Origin of the sequence: Microbacterium sp. NPDC060117, assembly GCF_042729315.1 — a bacterium.
Lineage (GTDB): Bacteria > Actinomycetota > Actinomycetes > Actinomycetales > Microbacteriaceae > Microbacterium.
In genome coordinates this window covers 683,086-700,854 of record NZ_JBHWXR010000001.1, presented here as the reverse complement: position 1 = coordinate 700,854, position 17,769 = coordinate 683,086, and the positions used below count along the sequence as shown (strand labels likewise).

The window sequence follows — 17,769 nt, the reverse complement described above, 5'->3', positions numbered from 1 at the left end:
CTCGCTCACATCCGGAAGACGCCGAACCGGCGCTGATCTGTCGCTGCGCCGGTGGCGGGCGCGTCGGTCGAGGGTGCTCGCATCACGACGTCGAGCGCGAGGCCCAGCACGTCGCGGGTCTGACCGGGCTCGATGATCCCGTCGTCCCACAGGCGAGCGGTGGAGTAGTAGGGGCTGCCCTGCTCGTCGTATGCGGCGCGGATCGGCGCCTGGAACTCGGCCTCCTCCTCGGCCGACCAGGATCCGCCGGCCGCCTCGATCTGATCGCGGCGCACCGTCGACAGCACCGACGCGGCCTGCGGTCCGCCCATGACCGAGACCCTGGCTCCCGGCCAGAGCCAGAGGAAGCGCGGCGAGTAGGCCCGCCCGCACATCGAGTACGTGCCGGCGCCGAAGGATCCGCCCACGACGACCGTGAGCTTGGGCACCGTCGCGGTGGCGACGGCGTTCACCATCTTCGCCCCGTGTTTCGCGATGCCGCCCGCCTCGTACTCCCGGCCCACCATGAAGCCGGTGATGTTCTGCAGGAACAGCAGCGGCGTGCGCCGCTGCTCGCAGAGTTGGATGAAATGGGCGCCCCTGAGCGCCGACTCCCCGAACAGCACGCCGTTGTTCGCGATGATCCCGACCCTGTGCCCGTGGATGCGGGCGAACGCGGTGACCAGGGTCGTGCCGTACTCGGGCTTGAACTCGGTGAACGCCCCGCCGTCGACGATGCCGCGGATGATCTCGCGCGCGTCGTAGGGCACCGTCAACTCGACCGGGACGACGTCGAGCAGGTCGACGGCCGGAGGATCCGCGATCGCGGCGATCGGATCCGCCAGCGCCGGGGAGGGCGGCAGTGTCGCCACGATGTCCCGGACGATCTGCAGCGCGTGCTCGTCGTTCTCGGCGAGGTGGTCGGCGACGCCCGAGATCCGGGTGTGCACCTCGCCTCCGCCGAGGTCCTCCGCGGTGACGACCTCGCCGGTCGCGGCCTTCACGAGCGGGGGCCCGCCGAGGAAGATCGTGCCCTGGTTCCGCACGATCACGGTCTCATCGCTCATCGCCGGGACGTAGGCGCCGCCGGCTGTGCTCGATCCCATCACTGCCGCGATCTGCGGGATGCCGTCGCGGGACATCCTGGCCTGGTTGTAGAAGATGCGGCCGAAGTGGTCGCGGTCGGGGAACACCTCGTCCTGCATCGGCAGGAACGCGCCGCCGGAGTCGACGAGGTAGATGCAGGGCAGCCGGTTCTCGGCCGCGATCTCCTGCGCGCGCAGGTGCTTCTTGACCGTGATCGGGTAGTAGGTGCCGCCCTTGACCGTGGCGTCGTTCGCGACGACCATGACGTGCCGACCGTGGATGAGTCCGATCCCCGCGACCACGCCGCCCGAGGGGGCGTCGCCGCCGTACAGGCCGTAGCCGGCGAGCGGTGCGACCTCGAGGAACGGGCTGCCGACGTCGAGCAGGTGGTCGACCCGATCCCTGGCGAGGAGCTTGCCGCGCTCGGTGTGCCGGATCCGCGCCTTCTCCGGCCCGCCCAGCGCGGCCTCGGCGCGGCGGACGCGGAGTTCGTCGACGAGCTCCCGATAGGTCGGCGTGCTGACGCTCGGCGCGATTGATTCGGACACAGCACCCTCCGTTGGGCGGCTTCGCAGTGGTCGTGGACTCGTGATTCAGATTAGCGAGCGTTAACTGAAATGTCCACGACCGGTCACGGACGGGTGTGCGCTCTCAGACGCCGTACTCCTCGCGGATCCGCTCGCGCAGCTGCACGCTGCACGCTGCGACGGTCTCGTCCCAGACGGTGGTCGCGCCGTCCTGCGCGGTGTCGGAGATCGCGCGCAGCACCCGGATCGGCACGGCGAACTGGTCGGCGACCCAGACGTAGGCGTAGGTCTCCATGTCGACGAGCACCCCGCCGAGGCCGCGGATCCGCTCGACGACCGCGACGTCGTCGACGAAGCTGTCGCCGGTCGCGATGACGAGGCCGTCGCGACCGGTCGCCACGCGCGGCGGCAGCGAGACGTGCTGCCCGATCACGCCGTCCAGGTCCTGCACGTCGTGCTGGATCGCGGCGGTGATCTCGTAGACGCCGCCGGGGAGGGCGGGATCCACGCCGCCCGCCGTGCCGACGACGACGATCTCCTCGTAGGCGGTGGCATCCAGTGCGCGGGTGAGGCCGTAGGCGGCCTTGAGCTTGCCGGGGCCGGTCACGAGCCGGTCGAAGCCCGGAAGCTCCTCGGGGAAGGCCTGCAGTTCGGACGCGAGGGCGGCGACGAGGAGTCTCATGCCTCCATCCTCGCAGGCGCCGCCGGGGCCGCGTCGGCGTTCACGCGCGCGAAACGTGGCCGTTGGATACTGGTTCCACGACCGAAGGAGAAGCATGAGCCTGCAGCAGGAGATCGCCGTCGATCTCGGGGTGCGCCCCGACATTGACCCCGCCGCCGAGATCGACCGCCGGATCGGCTTCCTCGTCGACTACCTCCGGCACACCGGCGCCAAGGGATACGTGCTGGGGATCTCGGGCGGACAAGACTCGACGCTCGCCGGGCGCCTCGCACAGCTCGCCGTCGAGAAGGTGCGCGCCGAGGGGGGAGAGGCGACCTTCATCGCCGTGCGCCTGCCCTACCGGGTGCAGCACGATGCCGACGACGCGACCGCCGCGATGGCGTTCATCTCCGCCGACGAGGGCGTCGAGGTCAACATCGAGCACGGGGTCGACGGCCTCGAGAACGACTTGGAGGCGGCGGGCCTGGAGGACGTCGCCGACTTCCACCGCGGCAACATCAAGGCGCGCCTGCGGATGGTCACCCAGTACGCGATCGCCGGACAGCGCGGCATGCTCGTGATCGGCACGGATCACGCGGCGGAGGCGGTGACCGGCTTCTTCACGAAGTTCGGCGACGGGGCGGCCGACCTCACGCCGCTCGCCGGGCTCACCAAGCGGCAGGGGAGGGCGCTGCTGCTGGCGCTCGGGGCTCCGGATCGCCTGGCCTACAAGGTGCCGACGGCCGACCTGCTCGACGGCACACCGGGCCGGGCCGACGAGGATGAGCTCGGCCTCACGTACGAGCAGATCGACGACTTCCTCGAGGGGCGGCAGGTCGAGGCGGGTGCGGCGGAGCGCATCGAGGCGCGCTACCTCGCGACCTCGCACAAGCGCCGACAGCCGGTCACGCCCGACGACACCTGGTGGCGCTGAGCGCGTCCCCCCTCCGGCTCCCTCCCGCTCCCTGCTGCGCGTTTCCCTCCTCTGCCCGGCTTTCCCTCCCCTGGTGGGCGTTGCTGCGGGGAGGGAAAGACGGCGGGAGGAGGGAAACGTCGGAGATCGGTGGTGTCCCCGCCCCCGTCTAGGGTCGAAGCGACGGCCCGATCGGTCGCCCCCCCCGACGACAGGAGCCCTCGTGCGCGTGATCACTGCTTCCGCATCCGATCAGAACGTCGGATCCGACCGGAACCGCGTGATCTGGAGCGCCACGGATCTGAAGCTCGCGGCGGAGTGCGAGTTCGCCTGGGTCCGCGCGGTCGATGCCAAGCTCGGGCGGGTCGAACCGGTCGAGGATCCCGAGGACGCCACGCTCGCCCGCGCTGCGGCGATGGGCGATGCGCATGAGCTCGTGGTGCTGGACGACTACATCGCGGAGCGGGGGCGTTCCGTCGACGGCGGACCGGGCGTGATCGAGCTGCCCAAGGTCTCCTCGACCGATGCCGAGGCTCTCGCCGGCGTGGTCGAGGACACGCTGCGCGCGCTGCGGTCGGATGCGACGGTGATCTACCAGGCTGCGTTCTCCACCCCCGAGTTCGTCGGGTTCGCCGACTTCCTGCTCCGCGATCCCGACGGGCGTTGGCGTGTGCAGGACTCGAAGCTCGCCCGCACCGCGCGGGTCACCGCGCTCATGCAGCTGGCGGCATACGTCGATCAGCTCGACCGGGCAGGCATCCCCCGTTCCGACGAGGTGGATCTGATCCTCGGCGATCGCAGCATCTCGACGCATGCGGTGAGCGATCTGCTGCCGCTGTTCCATGTGCGCAGGGCCCGTCTGCGCGCGCTCATCGCCGACCGTCGCATCGACGAGGGCGCGGCGGGTGCTCCGCTCGCCTGGGGCGACGACCGCGGCGACCTGCAGATCGTCGCGTGCGGGCGCTGCGCCACGTGCGAGCTCGAGGTGGTGGCGCACCGCGACCTGCTGCTCGTCGCGCGCATGCGCCCGGTGCAGCGCGCCCGGCTCCGTGCGGCGGGGATCAGGACCATCGACGACCTCGCCGTGACAGAGGATGCGCCGGAGGGTATGAACGTCGAGACGTTCGAAGCGCTCCGCGCCCAGGCCCGGCTGCAGCTCGCCGCGATGGCGGCGGAGGCGGCCGCAGAGGACGCCGCGCAGGGGCACGGCGACGCCGCCGCGCATCCGGTGCCGCCGTTCGAGATGGTCTCCGCGGCAGCGATCGGGCTGATGCCGCGGCCCAGCCGTGGCGATCTGTTCTTCGACTTCGAGGGGGATCCGCTCTACACCGAGCCGGGCGAGGGTCAGCCCTGGGGGCTCGACTACCTGTTCGGCTGGGTCGACGACGCCGAGCAGTACACCGCACTCTGGGCGCACGACTTCGCGGCCGAGAAGCGGGCGCTGCTGGACTTCCTCGATTTCGTCGCCGCGCGGCGAGCGGCGCACCCCGACATGCACATCTACCACTACGCCCCCTACGAGACCTCGCACCTGCAGAACATGGCGGAGCGCTACGGCGTGGGCGAGGCCGCGGTCGACCGGCTGCTGCGGGAAGGGGTGTTCGTCGACCTGTACCCACTGGTGCTGCGGACCGTGCGGATCGGGTCGCGGTCGTACTCGATCAAGAAGCTCGAGCCGCTCTACATGGGCGCCGAGGTGCGCACGAGCGACGTGCAGAAGGGCGACGACTCGATCGTCCAGTACGTGCAGGCGCGGGGGCTCGCCGCGTCGGGTCGCACGGCCGAGGCGGACGGGATCCTGGCCGACCTCGCGGACTACAACCGCTACGACTGCGTCTCGACCCGGCGGCTGCGCAACTGGCTCGTGGGCCTCGCCCGCGAGGCGGGGGTCCTGCCGGCGCCGCCGGACGAGCCCGAGACGCGCGCTTACGAGCCCGCGCCGCTCTCGCTCGCGCTGCAGGCCGAGGGGCAGCGCGTGCAGGATGAGGCGCGGAGCGCGGGTGCGACCGGGCCCGCGCTCGAGCAGGCCGGCCAGTCCCACCGGGTCGCCGCCGCGGCGATCGACTACTTCCCGCGCGAGGCGAAGAGCTTCTGGATCTCGCATTTCCAGCGTCTGCGCGAGCCGGTGACCCTGTGGGAGTCCACGCGCGACGTGCTGCGGGTGGATCCCGACCGTTCGGCGGTCGTGCAGGACTGGGGCACGGAGGAGGGCGCCCGCGCCGTCACGCGTCTGATCGACCTGCACGGAGAGGTCGCGCCCGGCAGCACTCTGAACGCGGGCGGAAGTCCGTTCGCCCTGTACGAGGCCCCTGCGCCGTTCTTCGGGGAGTTCCCCGCGCGCGTGATCCACGTGCCGCACGAGGTGGAGGTCGTCGAGGTGCTCGACGACGGTTACCGGATCCGCGAGCGCTCGATCGGCGGGCAGACCTGGGACGAGCTGCCGCTCGCCCTCACCCCGGCCTCCCCGCCCCGCGTAAACTCCCTGCAGGGTGCGATCGAGGAGTGGGCCGGATCCGTGCTGTCGGCGGCCCCGGCGTTCCCGCAGGACGCGGCGACCGACGTGCTGCGCCGCCTGGTGCCGCGGACCGTGTCGGGTGCGCCGCTGCCTGTTCTGGAGACGGGGCCGGACGGGCGCTCGGACCGGAGCTCCGACGCCGCTGACGGAGCCACGTCGCCGGACTCCGATCTTCCCGAGGCCGCCGACGGCATCGTGCGGGGTGTGCTCGACCTCGACCGCAGCTACCTCGCGGTGCAGGGCCCCCCGGGCACGGGCAAGACCTACACGGCATCGCACGTGATCGCCCGGCTCGTGAACGAGCACGGGTACCGCATCGGCGTGGTCGCGCAGTCGCACGCGATCGTGGAGAACCTGCTCGAGCGGGTGGTCGCGGCGGGTGTTCCGGCCGCGCAGGTGGCGAAGGCGCCGAAGGATCCGCACGGATCGGAACCCGTCTTCACCGGGATCCGCAAGGACGGCATGGCCGCGTATCTCGCCGAGCAGAGCGCGGCGGGCCTCGGCTGCGTGGTGGGAGGCACGGCCTGGGACTTCTCGAGCACCAGACGAGTCCAGCGCGGCGAGCTCGATCTGCTCGTGATCGACGAGGCGGGGCAGTTCTCGCTCGCCTCCACGATCGCGGTGGCGGTGTCGGCGCAGCGGCTGCTGCTGCTCGGCGATCCTCAACAGCTGCCTCAGGTAAGTCAGGGCACGCACCCCGAACCCGTCGACACGTCGGCGCTCGGCTGGGTCATGCACGACAAGGCGGTCATCGACCCGGCGCATGGAGTGTTCCTCGCCCGTTCCTGGCGGATGCATCCGGAGGTCGCGGCCCCGGTCTCGCGGCTCGCGTACGCGGGCGCGCTGGCGTCGGCGCCCGGTACCGAGCGGCGAATGATCGACGGCATCGACCCGGGGCTTCACGTGCAGCCGATCCGTCATCGCGGCAACGCCACGCAGTCGCCGGAGGAAGCCGCGGAAGTCGTCCGCATCGTGGGCGCGCTGGTCGGGCGGGACTACACCGACGGCATGGCGGGCGCGTCACCGCGCCCGCTCGCGCAGGCCGACATCATCGTCGTCGCACCGTACAACGCGCAGAAGCAGCTGATCCTCGATGCGCTCGCCGACGCCGGCTTCGGCGACGTCGCGGTGGGCACGGTCGACAACTTCCAGGGCAGGGAGGCGGTGGTCTCCATCACGTCGCTGGCCGCATCGAGCGGGCGCGACGCCCCGCGCGGGCCGGAGTTCCTCTTGCTGCAGAATCGGCTGAACGTGGCGATCTCACGCGCCAAGGTCGCCGCGTACCTGGTGCACTCGCCGGCCTTGCTGGACGACCTGCCGTGGACGCCCGAGGGCGTCGCTCGGCTGAGCGCGTTCGCGCACCTCGTCGGGGCGGATCGGGAGGAGGATCCGGCGGACGACCTGCTGGTCACGACGGGAACCCGAGACGATGCACTCTGAGGCCGAGATCGCTCGCGCGTCCGCCGCGTGGGTCTGGTTCCCGAACGGCAGCGAACAGGAGAGGTCCGAGCTGCAGCTGGTCCGCTACCCGCCGCGATTCGGCGGCGGGGTACGCGGGTCGCAGGTCGCGTCCGACCTCGATCCGGCTGCGGTGCTGGATCACGCGGTCGCACGCACGCGCTCCTGGGGAGAGGAGAAGCTCGTGTTCTGGACGAACGCCGCCGACAGCCCCGACCTGGAGGACGAGCTGCGTCGGCGCGGAGCCGTGCACGACGACACCGTGACCGTGTTCGCCCGCCCGATCCCGGGGGAGCGGATCCCGGTGCCGGATGGCATCGACACCGTGATCGTGCGGACTCTCGCAGACGTGCGGGACGTGGACGCGGTGAGCGTGCCGGTATGGGACCAGCTTCCCTTGGATGAGGAGGGGCTCGCCGACCAGCTCGCCGAAGTCGCGACGGAGCTCGCGGCCGGGACCGGGGCCAGGGCGCTCGCCCGTCTCGAGGGGCGTCCCGTCAGCACCGGCGGCTGCACCGTGGTCGACGGCTTCCTCCGACTCTGGGGTGCGGCGACGCTGCCCGGATTCCGCGGACGCGGCGCCTATCGGGCCGTGCTCGCGGAGCGGCTGCGGCACGGCGCCGAGCTCGGGGCCACCACTGCGCTCGTCAAGGGGCGCGTCGCGACGTCCGCCCCGATCCTCGCACGCTGTGGCTTCACCCCGTACGGCGAGGACCGCTCCTTCGTGCTGACGGTGTGACGGCGGGGGCTCAGACGGTGCCGTAGAGGCGGTCGCCGGCGTCGCCGAGGCCGGGCACGATGTACCCCTTCTCGTTCAGGCGCTCGTCGAGGGCGCCGAGCACGAGCGTGACGTTGCGGTCGCCCACCAGGCTCTCGATCGCCGCCACGCCCTCGGGCGTGCCGAGCAGGCAGATCGCCGTGACGTCGTCCGCGCCGCGATCGAACAGGAACTGGATCGCGGCGGCGAGTGATCCGCCGGTCGCGAGCATCGGGTCGATCGCGAAGCACTGGCGGCCGCTGAGGTCGTCGGGCAGGCGCTCGGCGTAGGTCGTCGGCTCGAAGGTCTCCTCATCGCGGACCATGCCGAGGAAGCCGACCTCGGCCGTGGGCAGCAGCTTGACCAGGCCCTCGAGCATGCCGAGACCGGCGCGCAGAATCGGGACGACGATCGGTCGCGGCTCCGAGATCTTCACGCCCATGGTCGTGGTGACCGGAGTGGTGATCTCGATGGGACTCACCCGCACGTTGCGCGTCGCCTCGTAGGCGAGCAGCGTCACGAGCTCCTCGGTGAGCTGGCGGAACACCGGCGACGGGGTGCGCGCATCGCGCAGCACCGACAGCTTGTGGGTGATGAGGGGGTGGTCGGCGACGTGCACACGCATAGGTACAGGCTACTTCGCCCGGGCCGCCGTGCGTTGCGCGGATTCTCGGTGGAGCGGGGAGCGCTCGATCGGGTCGGGCTTCTCCGGCGCACGACGATCGCGCGCCTGTGGCGCGCGCGTGCGCGTCACAGGGTGGTGCCGGCGAGGAAGTGCCAGCCCAGCCACCACCAGACGACGATCACTGCGATGCGCACGGAGCGGTCATCGAGCAGCCGGTCGAACAGCGCGGTGGTGGTCGCCTCCGCATCCGCGCGCCGGATCCGCCACGTCGCCAGCACGAGCAGAGCGGCGCACAGCCCGAAAGCGGCGACGCTGAGAAGTGTCATCGCCGGGCCCCCGCCCGCAGCAGGAAGACGCCGCCCGCCAGCCAGACCGCCGCGAACAGGATCCTGCCCGGCGCGCCGTCGAGCAGCGGATCCATCAGATCGCTGAGCGCAGACGAAGGCGCATCGGGGTGGATCCGGCTGAGGATGAACTGCACGAGCTCCCACAGGCAGCCGGCGACCACCAGCCCGCTCCACAGCCAGGCCAGCCGGCGCAGGTCGCGCGTCCAAGGCGGCGGTCCTGCGGGCGCGCCGGGCCAGGCCAGAGCAACGGCGGCGATCCCGATCGCGGTCACGGCGGCCACCATGCCGCTGCCGTGGCGGGGGAGCAGGCCCACGACGAGTCCTGCGAGGGCGGCCCCTGCCACGATCATCCGCAGCGGCGCGCGGCGCGTGCGGGTGGGCGGAGCCCACCGGGCTGCGACGACGAGCAGGGCAGCGCCGAAGAACACGATCGCGTCGAACCACTGGGCGCGCACGATCTGGACCGCGCCGATCAGCACCAGCACCGTGACCCAGCACAGGACGGGCCAGGGCAGTGCGCGAGACCGGCGGCCCGCCGCCCCCGGGTCTGCATCCGTCTGAGCGCCCATGACACCCCTCCTCCGCATGCTACTCACGCGACGCCGGGGAGGGGGCGGGTTCCGAGGCGGCCAACGGCGACGCGACGCGGCCCTGCGGCTAGGCTCGACCGTCGGGAGGACCGGTGAGCGCAGCAGGATCCGTGACGGACGACACGGCGATGGACCGCGCCCTCGCGCTCGCCGCCGAGGCCGCCGCCGCAGGCGAGATCCCCGTGGGCGCCGTCGTGCTCGACCCGGAGGGACGGCCAATCGCCGAGGGGCGCAACAACCGCGAGGAGACGACGGATCCGACCGGTCATGCCGAGATCGTCGCGCTGCGCGCGGCCGCTGCGGCGCACGGATCCTGGAATCTCACCGGCTGCACGCTCGTCGTCACGATGGAGCCATGCGTGATGTGCGCCGGCGCCATCCTGCAGTCCCGGCTCGCTCGCGTGGTGTTCGGCGCCTGGGATGAGAAGGCGGGGGCCGCCGGCTCGCTCTACGACGTGCTGCGCGATCGTCGGCTGCCGTATCGGGCCGAGGTCGTCGGCGGCCTCCGCGAGGCCGAGGCCGTGACGCAGCTGCGCGCGTTCTTCGCCGAACGGCGCTGACTCCGGCCGCTGCTGTCCTGAGGTCGTTGAGCGAGCACGCGAAGCGCGCGAGACGAAACGCGGCGATCTCGGGATGACGGCGTTTCGTCTCGGTCGCCTCCGGCGTCCTCGCTCAACGACCCCGGGGTGCTGACGGCCGCGGTCAGGCCTTCGGACGTCGCGATGCCAGCCGGGCCAGGCGCTGCACGGCGAACAGATACGCCTGCGCGCGGGGATCGAAGTACCCGCGGCGCCGTTCGCCGTGCTCGTCGACCTCGGTCTGGGACGCGTGACCTTCGGTGGCCTCGCCTTGCTCATCCGTCCCCGGGATGGAGCCGCCGTCCGAGGAGTAGACGATCGCGCCCTCGATGTCGCGGGGGTCGACCGGGTGCGCGCCGAGCCGTCCGAGAGGCGCGGTGGCGTCGCTCGACGACTCCGTGGCGTAGAACGAGAAGGAGCGCTTCGAGATGGCCTCCGCCACCGCGTCGGCGGCCATGCGCGTCATCCCCGCCGAGGCGATGGAGAACGCCATGGAGACGGGGCCCGCGCCGTCCATGAGCACGAGCTCGCCGAAGAGGGTGGACGAGTACGAGTACGCGAGCATCGCGATGTGCGCCCGGGGATGGCGATGCCGGATCCGCACCAGGTCGCCGGCCAGCCGCGCCGCGCCGACTGTCGCGTGCTTGGTCGCGAGCGCCGACAGGTGGGTGCCGGAGTCGTACCCGAACCAGGCGATCGTGGCGATGCGGACGGATCCGCCCCGCAGCGCACTGGCGCGGATGACGTCGGCGCACAGCCGCTGGGCGATGCCTGCCCAGCCCGGGAAGGCGGCGAGATCCGTGTCGATCCCGTGCAGGACGACCACGATCAGCTCGGCCGCGTCGAAATCGCCGAACGCCACGGCGGCGCGGGGCTCCTCGCCCTCGAAGAACAGCGAGATCAGCTGCGCCTGCGGATCCGCGTGCAGCACGTCCTGCACGTGCTGCAGCCTGCTGCGCGCGTCTGCGGACACCGTGGGATCGGCGAGCGCCTCGGCGAGCGGATCGACCACGACGGATCCGCCTGGTCAGTCGGCCGAACGCAGCACGAACGCGTCGGTGGACGGGGACGGATCCAGGGCAGGCCGGTAGATGCCGGGCTCGAGATAGATCACCCGTGCCGCCGGCACGGACTCGCGGATGCGGACCTCGATCGCGTCGATGTCGTCGGCGGCCGCGCGCACGGTCTTGTCCGAGGTGAGGGCGATCTTCGCCGCGACGAGCAGTTCGTCAGGGCCGAGGTACAGGGTCTTGATGTGGATGAGCTTCTCGACCTCGCCACCCGCCAGGATCGCGTCGACGATCCGGTCGTAGTCGGCCTCGTTCGCGCCTTCGCCGACGAGCAGGCTCTTCGTCTCGATGCCGAGCGCGATCGCGATGAGCACGAGCAGCAGTCCGATCATCAGCGTGCCGAGCGCATCGAAGACCGGGTTGTGGGTGATCAGCGTGAGACCGACGCCGAGGAGCGCGAAGAGCAGGCCCACGAGTGCCCCGGTGTCCTCCAGCAGCACGACCGGAAGCTCAGGCGCCTTGGCGCGGCGGATGAACGACACCCACGACTGCCCCTTCGGGCGCACGTGGTTGCTCTCGCGGATGGCGGTGCGCAGCGAGAACGACTCCAGCACGATCGAGACGACCAGCACGGCGATCGGCACCCACCACCAGGTCTTGTCGAGCTCATGCGGTTCGACGAGCTTCTGCACGCCCTCGTAGATCGCGAACAGACCTCCGACCGAGAACAGGATGATCGACACGACGAACGCGTAGACATAGCGCTCGCGCCCGTAGCCGAAGGGGTGCTCGCGGTCGGCGCGACGGCGTGCCTTGCGTCCGCCGAGCATGAGCAGCAGCTGGTTGCCGGAGTCGGCCACCGAGTGGATCGCCTCCGCGAGCATCGACGCGGACCCCGTGAGGAGCCAGGCCACGAGCTTCGCGACGGCGATGCCCATGTTCGCGAGGAACGCCGCCAGGATCGCCTTGCCGCCACCGGATGCACTCATGTCACGAGTCTATGCGGGGCGGCGGGGCGCATGACGGGCCCGGCCCTCGACGACACCGCGGTCGGACGTCGGCCCTGCCGCCGCACGGATGGGGCTCGTAGGATGGCCGCATGGTCGATGCTCTGCCCTCTGTCGCGTTCCTCGGTGCCGGCTCGATGGGAGGTGCGATCCTGCGCGGCCTCGTCTCCAGCGGAATCCCCGTCGACGGCGGCATCACCGCCACCAACCGCACGGCGGCGCGCGCCGCCGAGCTGGAGGGTCTGCCGGGTGTGCGCTCGATCGCGCTCGAGCAGCAGCCGGACGGGAACGACCTGGCGGCCGGTGCTCGGATCGTCGTCGTCGGCGTGAAGCCCGCCATGGTGCCCGACCTGCTCGACGAGATCGCGCCGCACCTCCGCGAGGACGCGATCGTGGTGAGTATCGCAGCCGGAGTCACCCTGGCGACCTTCGCGGCGCACCTGCCGGACGGCACGAGCGTGCTGCGCTCGATGCCGAACACCCCCGCCACCGTGGGCCGCGCGGTGACCGGTCTCGCAGCGGCCGCCGGCGTCAGCGACGACGAGCGCGCGCTCGTGCGTCGGCTGTTCGAGACGGTCGGATCCGTGATCGAGGTCGCGGAGGGGCAGATCGACCCGCTGTCCACGATCTCCGGATCCGGTCCCGCCTACGTCTTCCTGCTCATCGAGGAGTTCACCAAGGTCGCGATCGGCAAGGGCTTCGCAGAGCCCGAGGCCCGGCTCATGGCCGAGCAGACCTTCATCGGAGCGACCGCGCTGCTGGAGGCCTCGGGCGAGGACCCCGCCGAGCTGCGCCGCCGCGTGACGAGCCCCAAGGGGACCACCGAGCGCGCCGTCGCGGTGCTGCAGGACGCGGACCTCGACGGCCTGTTCGCCCGGGCCACCGACGCCGCCCTCGCCCGGGCGCGCGAACTCGCAGCCGGAGCCTGACCACCCGGAGCCCGACCACCCGGAGCCCGCCCCCGGAGCTCGAGTATCCGCGGCCGGATCCTCGAGCTCTGGGGCGGTCCGGGTCACGCCTCGCTCGCGACCTCCGCGAGCACCTCGGGCCAGCGCCGATCCAGGATCCGCCCGCCCAGCACCGTCCCGCCCCACGCGGCGAGCCCGCCGAGCACGAGTCCGCACGCCAGGCTCAGCCATCCGAGCCACGGCGTCCAGATGGCCGCGATCGCGAGGCCGAAGGCGGGCCCCCCGATGAGCAGGCTCAGCGGCGCGATGATGATCATGGCGATCATCGACTGAACCCCGCCGGAGGATCCGCGTCCGAACGGATTCGCCTCCGGGGCCGGCGCGCGGCCGGGGAGGAACGCGCCCACCCAGGATCCGAGCCCGGCCGATGCCGCGCTCAGGCCCAGAGCCGCACCGAGGCTGGCCGGGATGAGGTCGACCCGCCCCGCGAGCACACTGGCGGCGACGCACAGCACGACCGTGACGGGAACCGCGATGATGCCGAACCCGAGCAGGCGACCCGCACGGTCGGCCCGGCCCGGCACGCCGGTGTGGATGTGCAGCGCAATGGCGTCGTTGTCGTACGCGATACCCATCTGCAGGATCGTCCCGATCAGCAGCGCGTTGATCGCCGGGATGAGGATCGCGGCGGGGCCCAGGGCGAACGAGCCGCCGCCACGCCCGTTCATCAGGGTCAGCCCGATCAACAGGGCCGGCAGCAGCAGCATCATCACGGTGTTGATCACCTGGCGCGGGTCGCGCTTGGCATAGCGCAGGGTGCGGGCCGCGATCGCTCCGACGGCCGTGGCCGGAAGCGCACGATCGAGCAGTCCGCCCGAGCGCACGCGTCCGCCTCCGCGGCTCTGGATCGGCGCGACCAGGCGTGCGGCGAGCAGTCCGCGTGCGGCGAACCACAGCACGACGACCGTCGCGATCGCCACCAGCAGCCGCAGGCCGGCGCCGAGCAGATCCTCTCGGGCCAGCGATGCGGACACGCCGAACACGGCGCCGAGCGGCGTCCATCCGGCCGCATCGGCGATCGCAGGCAGCACCGCGGTCGGATCCGCGACGCGTGCGAAGGCACGCACCAGCACGTTGATCAGCAGCCCCGAGCACGCGACGAGGAGCACGCCGATCGTGATCACGAGATCCCGCGTCCGGCGTCCGGCGAGCCACCCGGCGAGGACGCCGCTGACCACGCGGGCTCCCAGCACGCAGGTCGCGAGTGCGAGCGGGATCAGGAGCACGGCGGCCACCAGCGCGAGCGGACTCACCGACCATCCGACCAGCATGAGCAGCAGCGCCGCGGTCGTGCCGATCCCGCCGATGGTGGTGGCGCCCGCGATCACGAGCCCCGGCAGCAGCGATCGGGCGGTGACCGGCAGCAGGGCGAAGCGCTCCGGGGCGAGCGAGTCGTCGACGCTCACGACGATCGATCCGATCCACCACACCAGCACGATGCCGGTGCCGACCAGCACGAGGGTGCGCACGGCGGCGTCGGGCGCGGCCACGCGCAGCGCGACGAGGCCCGCCGCGAGGGCGGTGAGCAGGCCGAGCGCGATCAACCCGGAGATGATGACCGAGACGATCATCCACGGGTTGCGGCCGAGCTGGTGGCCGAGCTGGCGCCAGCGCAGGCCTACGAGGAGCGCAACCATGCGAGCGTCTCCGATCCGAGCTCGTGCGCGCCGACCAGGGTGAGGAAGCGCTGTTGCAGGGTCTCGCCCGCCCGCACCTCGTCGAGGGTGCCGTTCGCGAGAAGACGCCCCTCGGCGACGATCGCGACCCGGTCGCAGAGGGACTCGACGAGCTCCATGACGTGGCTGGAGAGCACGACCGTGCCCCCGCCGGCGACGAACGCGCGCAGGATCTGCCGGATCGTCTCGCCGGAGACGGGGTCGACGGCCTCGAGCGGCTCGTCCAGGATGAGCAGGCGCGGCGCGTGGATGAGCGCGCACGCGAGCCCGATCTTCTTGCGCATTCCGGCGGAGTAGTCCACGACCAGCGTGCTGCCGGCGTCGGCCAGGCCCAGCGCGTCCAGCAGCTCGCCGGTCCGGCCGACGACCTCGGCCTCGGTCATTCCGCGCAGCAGACCCGTGTAGCGCAGCAGCTCGGCGCCGGTGAGACGATCGAGCATCCGCACGCCGTCGGGGAGCACGCCCATGCGGCCCTTCGCCGCAGCCGGATCCTGCCAGACGTCCGCGCGGAGCACCCGGGCGGTGCCGGCATCGGGGCGCAGCAGCCCCGTGGTCATCGCGAGTGTCGTCGTCTTGCCGGCGCCGTTGGGCCCGAGCAGTCCGAGCATGGATCCGGCGGGGACGTCGAGCCAGAGGTCGTCGACGGCGACCTTCTGCCCGAACTGCTTGCGAAGGCCCTGCAGCGAGAGCACCGGCGGCGCGGCGGCGAAGGGCGCTGTGAAGTCGGTCATGCCTCCATCCGACCATGCCGCGGCGCGGCCGGCATCCGTCGCGAGGCGGATATCCCCGCCGAACATCCCGCCGCCACTGCCGACGACCGCGAGACCGATCCTGCGTCCCGAGACCGCAGATGAGAACGTCGGTCTCGGGACGAGAGTTCGGTCTCGCGGTCGCCAGAGGGGCCGGATGCGAGGGCGTCAGCGATCGAGCGAGGAGAACCGCTCGATGTCGCTGTTCGTGCCCGACACGATGATGAGGTCGTGGTTGGTGACGACGGTGTCGGCCTCGGCGTAGCGGAACGGCTTGCCGGGGCTCTTCACCCCGACCACGGTCACGTTGTACTTGCTGCGCACGCCCGACTGGTTCAGGCCCACGCCGCGGATGAACTTCGGCGGGTACATCTTGGCCAGCACGAAGTCGTCGTCGAAGCGGATGAAGTCCAGCATGCGGCCAGACACGAGGTGCGCGACGCGCTCGCCCGCCTCGCGCTCGGGGTAGACGACGTGATTGGCTCCGACCCTGGCGAGAATCTTGCCGTGCGACTGCGACACCGCTTTCGCCCAGATCTGCGGCACCTTGAGGTCCACCAGGTTCGCGGTGATGAGCACGGAGGCCTCGATCGAGGATCCGACGGCGACGACGGCGACCTGGAAGTCCTGCGCGCCGATCTGACGCAGCGCGTCGATGTTGCGGGTGTCCGCCTGCACTGCGTGCGTGACGCGCTCCGACCACTTCTGCACCAGCTCGAGGTTGGTGTCGATCGCGAGCACTTCACGGTCGAGCCGGTCCAGCTCTCCGGCGCAGGCGGCGCCGAAGCGGCCCAGCCCGATCACGAGCACCGGAGCGTCGTTGCGCAGCACTTCAACCATGCCGCCCACTTTACTGTCCGACGACTTCCGGTCCGCCGAGCCCGCGGTCAGCCGACGATCGGCCGCTCCACGGGCAGCGAGTACAGCTGAGTGCGCGACGTCGCCGCCACGGCGGCCGCGAGGGTGACGGTGCCGACGCGGCCCATGAAGATCGTCGCGGCGAGGATGTACGTCGCCGCGTCCGGGAGCCTCTCGGTGACGCCCGTCGACAGGCCCACGGTGCCGAAGGCCGAGACCACGTCGAAGAGCACCTCCTCGACGGGGTACTTCGTGATCTGGCTGATCGCGATCGTGGAGAGCGCGACGGTGGTGGCGCCCCACGCCACGACGCTGAGCGCGACGCGCTGCACGTCCGAGGGGATCCGGCGCCCGAACGCCTGCACGGCGGGGCGCCCCTTGGCCTCGCTGATCACGGCCAGGGCGAGCACGGCGAGCGTGGTGACCTTGATGCCGCCGGCGGTGGACGCGGAGCCGCCGCCGACGAACATGAGCATCGACGCGGCGAGCATCGACGATCCGTTCAGATCCCCCATGTTCACCACGCTGAAGCCGCCCGAGCGCGTCATCGCGGACAGGAAGAAGGCCTGGAACGTGGTGTCGCCGGCGTCCATGGATCCGAACGTCTTCGGATTGTCGAACTCGAGCAGCAGGAAGACCGCGGCTCCCACCACGAACAGCAGGATCGTGGTGAGCACCGTGAGCTTGGCGTGCAGCGACCAGCGCCGCACGTGCCAGCGCTGCCGGGCGAGCGTGTAGATGACGGGGAAGCCGAGGCTGCCCAGGAACACGCCGAGCATGAGCACGCTGAGCACGTAGTAGTTCTGCGCGAACGGCGCGAGCCCTCCCGGGTTCGGGGTGAAGCCGGTGTTCGTGAACGCCATCGCCGCGTAGAACGGCGCCTCCCAGAGGGCGGTGACGGGATCCACCCCCGCCGTCAGCAGTGCCGGGTAGAGCAGTACGATCAGTCCGGCCTCGATGGCGAACGCCGAGATGGCCACGGTGCGCAGCAGGGATCCGACCTCGCCGAGACGCACGGTCTGGCTCTCGTTCACGGGGCCGCCGTGCGCGCGCATCGGGTTGGTGTCGCCCGCTGCGATGAGCTTGGCGCGCAGCCCGAGTCGCTTCGAGATCGCCAGGCCCATCACGCTCGCGAGGGTCAGCACGCCGAGACCGCCGATGTTGACGCCCACGAAGATCACGCCGAGCCCGAAGCCCGACCAGTGCGTAGACATGTCGACGGTGGACAGCCCGGTGACGCAGATCGTGGAGACGGCCGTGAACAGGGCATCGGCGAGCGGGGTCACCGTGCGGTCGGCGCTCGCGATCGGCAGCGAGAGCAGCGCGGTCGTGATCAGGATGAGCGCCGAGAACACGACGATCGCGAACCGCGAGGGCGACGATGTCGTCAATGTCTTGCCGAGACGGATGGTGCGTCGGACGATCTCGGAGAAGGATCGCGGGGCAGCGGTGCGCGCCATGGTCG

At 71.4% G+C, this 17,769-nt stretch carries 16 protein-coding genes; 5 read left to right on the top strand and 11 right to left on the bottom strand.

Annotation, left to right across the window (positions count from 1 at the left end; translation table 11 throughout):
* Window positions 1-5 precede the first annotated feature (5 nt).
* Together ACFWCK_RS03140 and ACFWCK_RS03135 are read right to left on the bottom strand one after the other, a co-directional pair.
* Complete coding sequence (locus ACFWCK_RS03140) at window positions 6-1,613, bottom strand: carboxyl transferase domain-containing protein (protein WP_378804489.1); 1,608 nt, start codon at window positions 1,611-1,613, stop codon at window positions 6-8.
* 103 nt (window positions 1,614-1,716) lie between these two features.
* Window positions 1,717-2,274, bottom strand: coding sequence for a nucleoside phosphorylase (locus ACFWCK_RS03135; protein WP_378804487.1), 558 nt, complete (start codon window positions 2,272-2,274; stop codon window positions 1,717-1,719).
* Window positions 2,275-2,368: 94 nt separating this feature from the next.
* On the opposite strand from ACFWCK_RS03135, the gene nadE reads away from it, so the two are divergent.
* From nadE to ACFWCK_RS03120, 3 genes are all read left to right on the top strand, one after another.
* On the top strand, window positions 2,369-3,187 hold the full coding sequence (gene nadE, locus ACFWCK_RS03130; RefSeq protein WP_233310169.1) for an ammonia-dependent NAD(+) synthetase: 819 nt from the start codon (window positions 2,369-2,371) through the stop codon (window positions 3,185-3,187).
* 202 nt (window positions 3,188-3,389) lie between these two features.
* Window positions 3,390-7,121, top strand: coding sequence for a TM0106 family RecB-like putative nuclease (locus ACFWCK_RS03125; RefSeq protein ID WP_378804486.1), 3,732 nt, complete (start codon window positions 3,390-3,392; stop codon window positions 7,119-7,121).
* Window positions 7,111-7,878, top strand: a complete 768-nt coding sequence (locus ACFWCK_RS03120; protein ID WP_378804485.1) for a GNAT family N-acetyltransferase — start codon at window positions 7,111-7,113, stop codon at window positions 7,876-7,878. Before ACFWCK_RS03125 ends, ACFWCK_RS03120 begins: the two co-directional genes overlap by 11 nt.
* A 10-nt stretch (window positions 7,879-7,888) precedes the next feature.
* Here the strand turns inward: ACFWCK_RS03120 and upp are convergent, their stop codons facing one another.
* The 3 genes from upp to ACFWCK_RS03105 form a co-directional block, all read right to left on the bottom strand.
* A complete protein-coding gene (gene upp / locus ACFWCK_RS03115; protein ID WP_233310171.1) occupies window positions 7,889-8,521 on the bottom strand; it encodes a uracil phosphoribosyltransferase in 633 nt (210 codons plus the stop codon).
* A gap of 125 nt (window positions 8,522-8,646) precedes the next feature.
* Window positions 8,647-8,847, bottom strand: a complete 201-nt coding sequence (locus tag ACFWCK_RS03110; RefSeq protein ID WP_233310172.1) for a DUF6186 family protein — start codon at window positions 8,845-8,847, stop codon at window positions 8,647-8,649.
* The gene (locus ACFWCK_RS03105) at window positions 8,844-9,437 is read right to left on the bottom strand and encodes a hypothetical protein (protein WP_378804484.1); all 594 of its coding nucleotides are present in this window, start codon (window positions 9,435-9,437) and stop codon (window positions 8,844-8,846) included. Before ACFWCK_RS03105 ends, ACFWCK_RS03110 begins: the two co-directional genes overlap by 4 nt.
* A 131-nt stretch (window positions 9,438-9,568) precedes the next feature.
* Here ACFWCK_RS03105 and ACFWCK_RS03100 point away from each other — a divergent pair, with 131 nt between their 5' ends.
* Window positions 9,569-10,018, top strand: coding sequence for a nucleoside deaminase (locus ACFWCK_RS03100; protein WP_378804483.1), 450 nt, complete (start codon window positions 9,569-9,571; stop codon window positions 10,016-10,018).
* A gap of 142 nt (window positions 10,019-10,160) precedes the next feature.
* Here the strand turns inward: ACFWCK_RS03100 and ACFWCK_RS03095 are convergent, their stop codons facing one another.
* Both ACFWCK_RS03095 and ACFWCK_RS03090 read right to left on the bottom strand, forming a co-directional pair.
* A complete protein-coding gene (locus ACFWCK_RS03095) occupies window positions 10,161-11,048 on the bottom strand; it encodes an alpha/beta hydrolase (protein WP_378804482.1) in 888 nt (295 codons plus the stop codon).
* A 15-nt stretch (window positions 11,049-11,063) separates the two neighbouring features.
* Entirely contained in the window at window positions 11,064-12,035 is a 972-nt protein-coding gene (locus ACFWCK_RS03090; RefSeq protein ID WP_378804481.1) for a cation diffusion facilitator family transporter, read from the bottom strand.
* Between the two features lie 110 nt (window positions 12,036-12,145).
* Between ACFWCK_RS03090 and proC the strand changes: the two genes are divergently transcribed.
* A complete protein-coding gene (gene proC / locus ACFWCK_RS03085; protein WP_378804480.1) occupies window positions 12,146-12,982 on the top strand; it encodes a pyrroline-5-carboxylate reductase in 837 nt (278 codons plus the stop codon).
* Window positions 12,983-13,065: 83 nt separating this feature from the next.
* Here the strand turns inward: proC and ACFWCK_RS03080 are convergent, their stop codons facing one another.
* The 4 genes from ACFWCK_RS03080 to ACFWCK_RS03065 all read right to left on the bottom strand — a co-directional run bounded on the left by ACFWCK_RS03080 (window position 13,066) and on the right by ACFWCK_RS03065 (window position 17,764).
* Entirely contained in the window at window positions 13,066-14,658 is a 1,593-nt protein-coding gene (locus ACFWCK_RS03080; protein ID WP_378804479.1) for a hypothetical protein, read from the bottom strand.
* Complete coding sequence (locus ACFWCK_RS03075; RefSeq protein WP_378804478.1) at window positions 14,640-15,428, bottom strand: ABC transporter ATP-binding protein; 789 nt, start codon at window positions 15,426-15,428, stop codon at window positions 14,640-14,642. The genes ACFWCK_RS03080 and ACFWCK_RS03075 overlap by 19 nt, the downstream gene beginning before the upstream one ends.
* A 186-nt stretch (window positions 15,429-15,614) precedes the next feature.
* A complete protein-coding gene (locus ACFWCK_RS03070; protein WP_233310181.1) occupies window positions 15,615-16,286 on the bottom strand; it encodes a TrkA family potassium uptake protein in 672 nt (223 codons plus the stop codon).
* Window positions 16,287-16,333: 47 nt separating this feature from the next.
* A complete protein-coding gene (locus ACFWCK_RS03065) occupies window positions 16,334-17,764 on the bottom strand; it encodes a TrkH family potassium uptake protein (protein WP_378804477.1) in 1,431 nt (476 codons plus the stop codon).
* Window positions 17,765-17,769 lie beyond the last annotated feature (5 nt).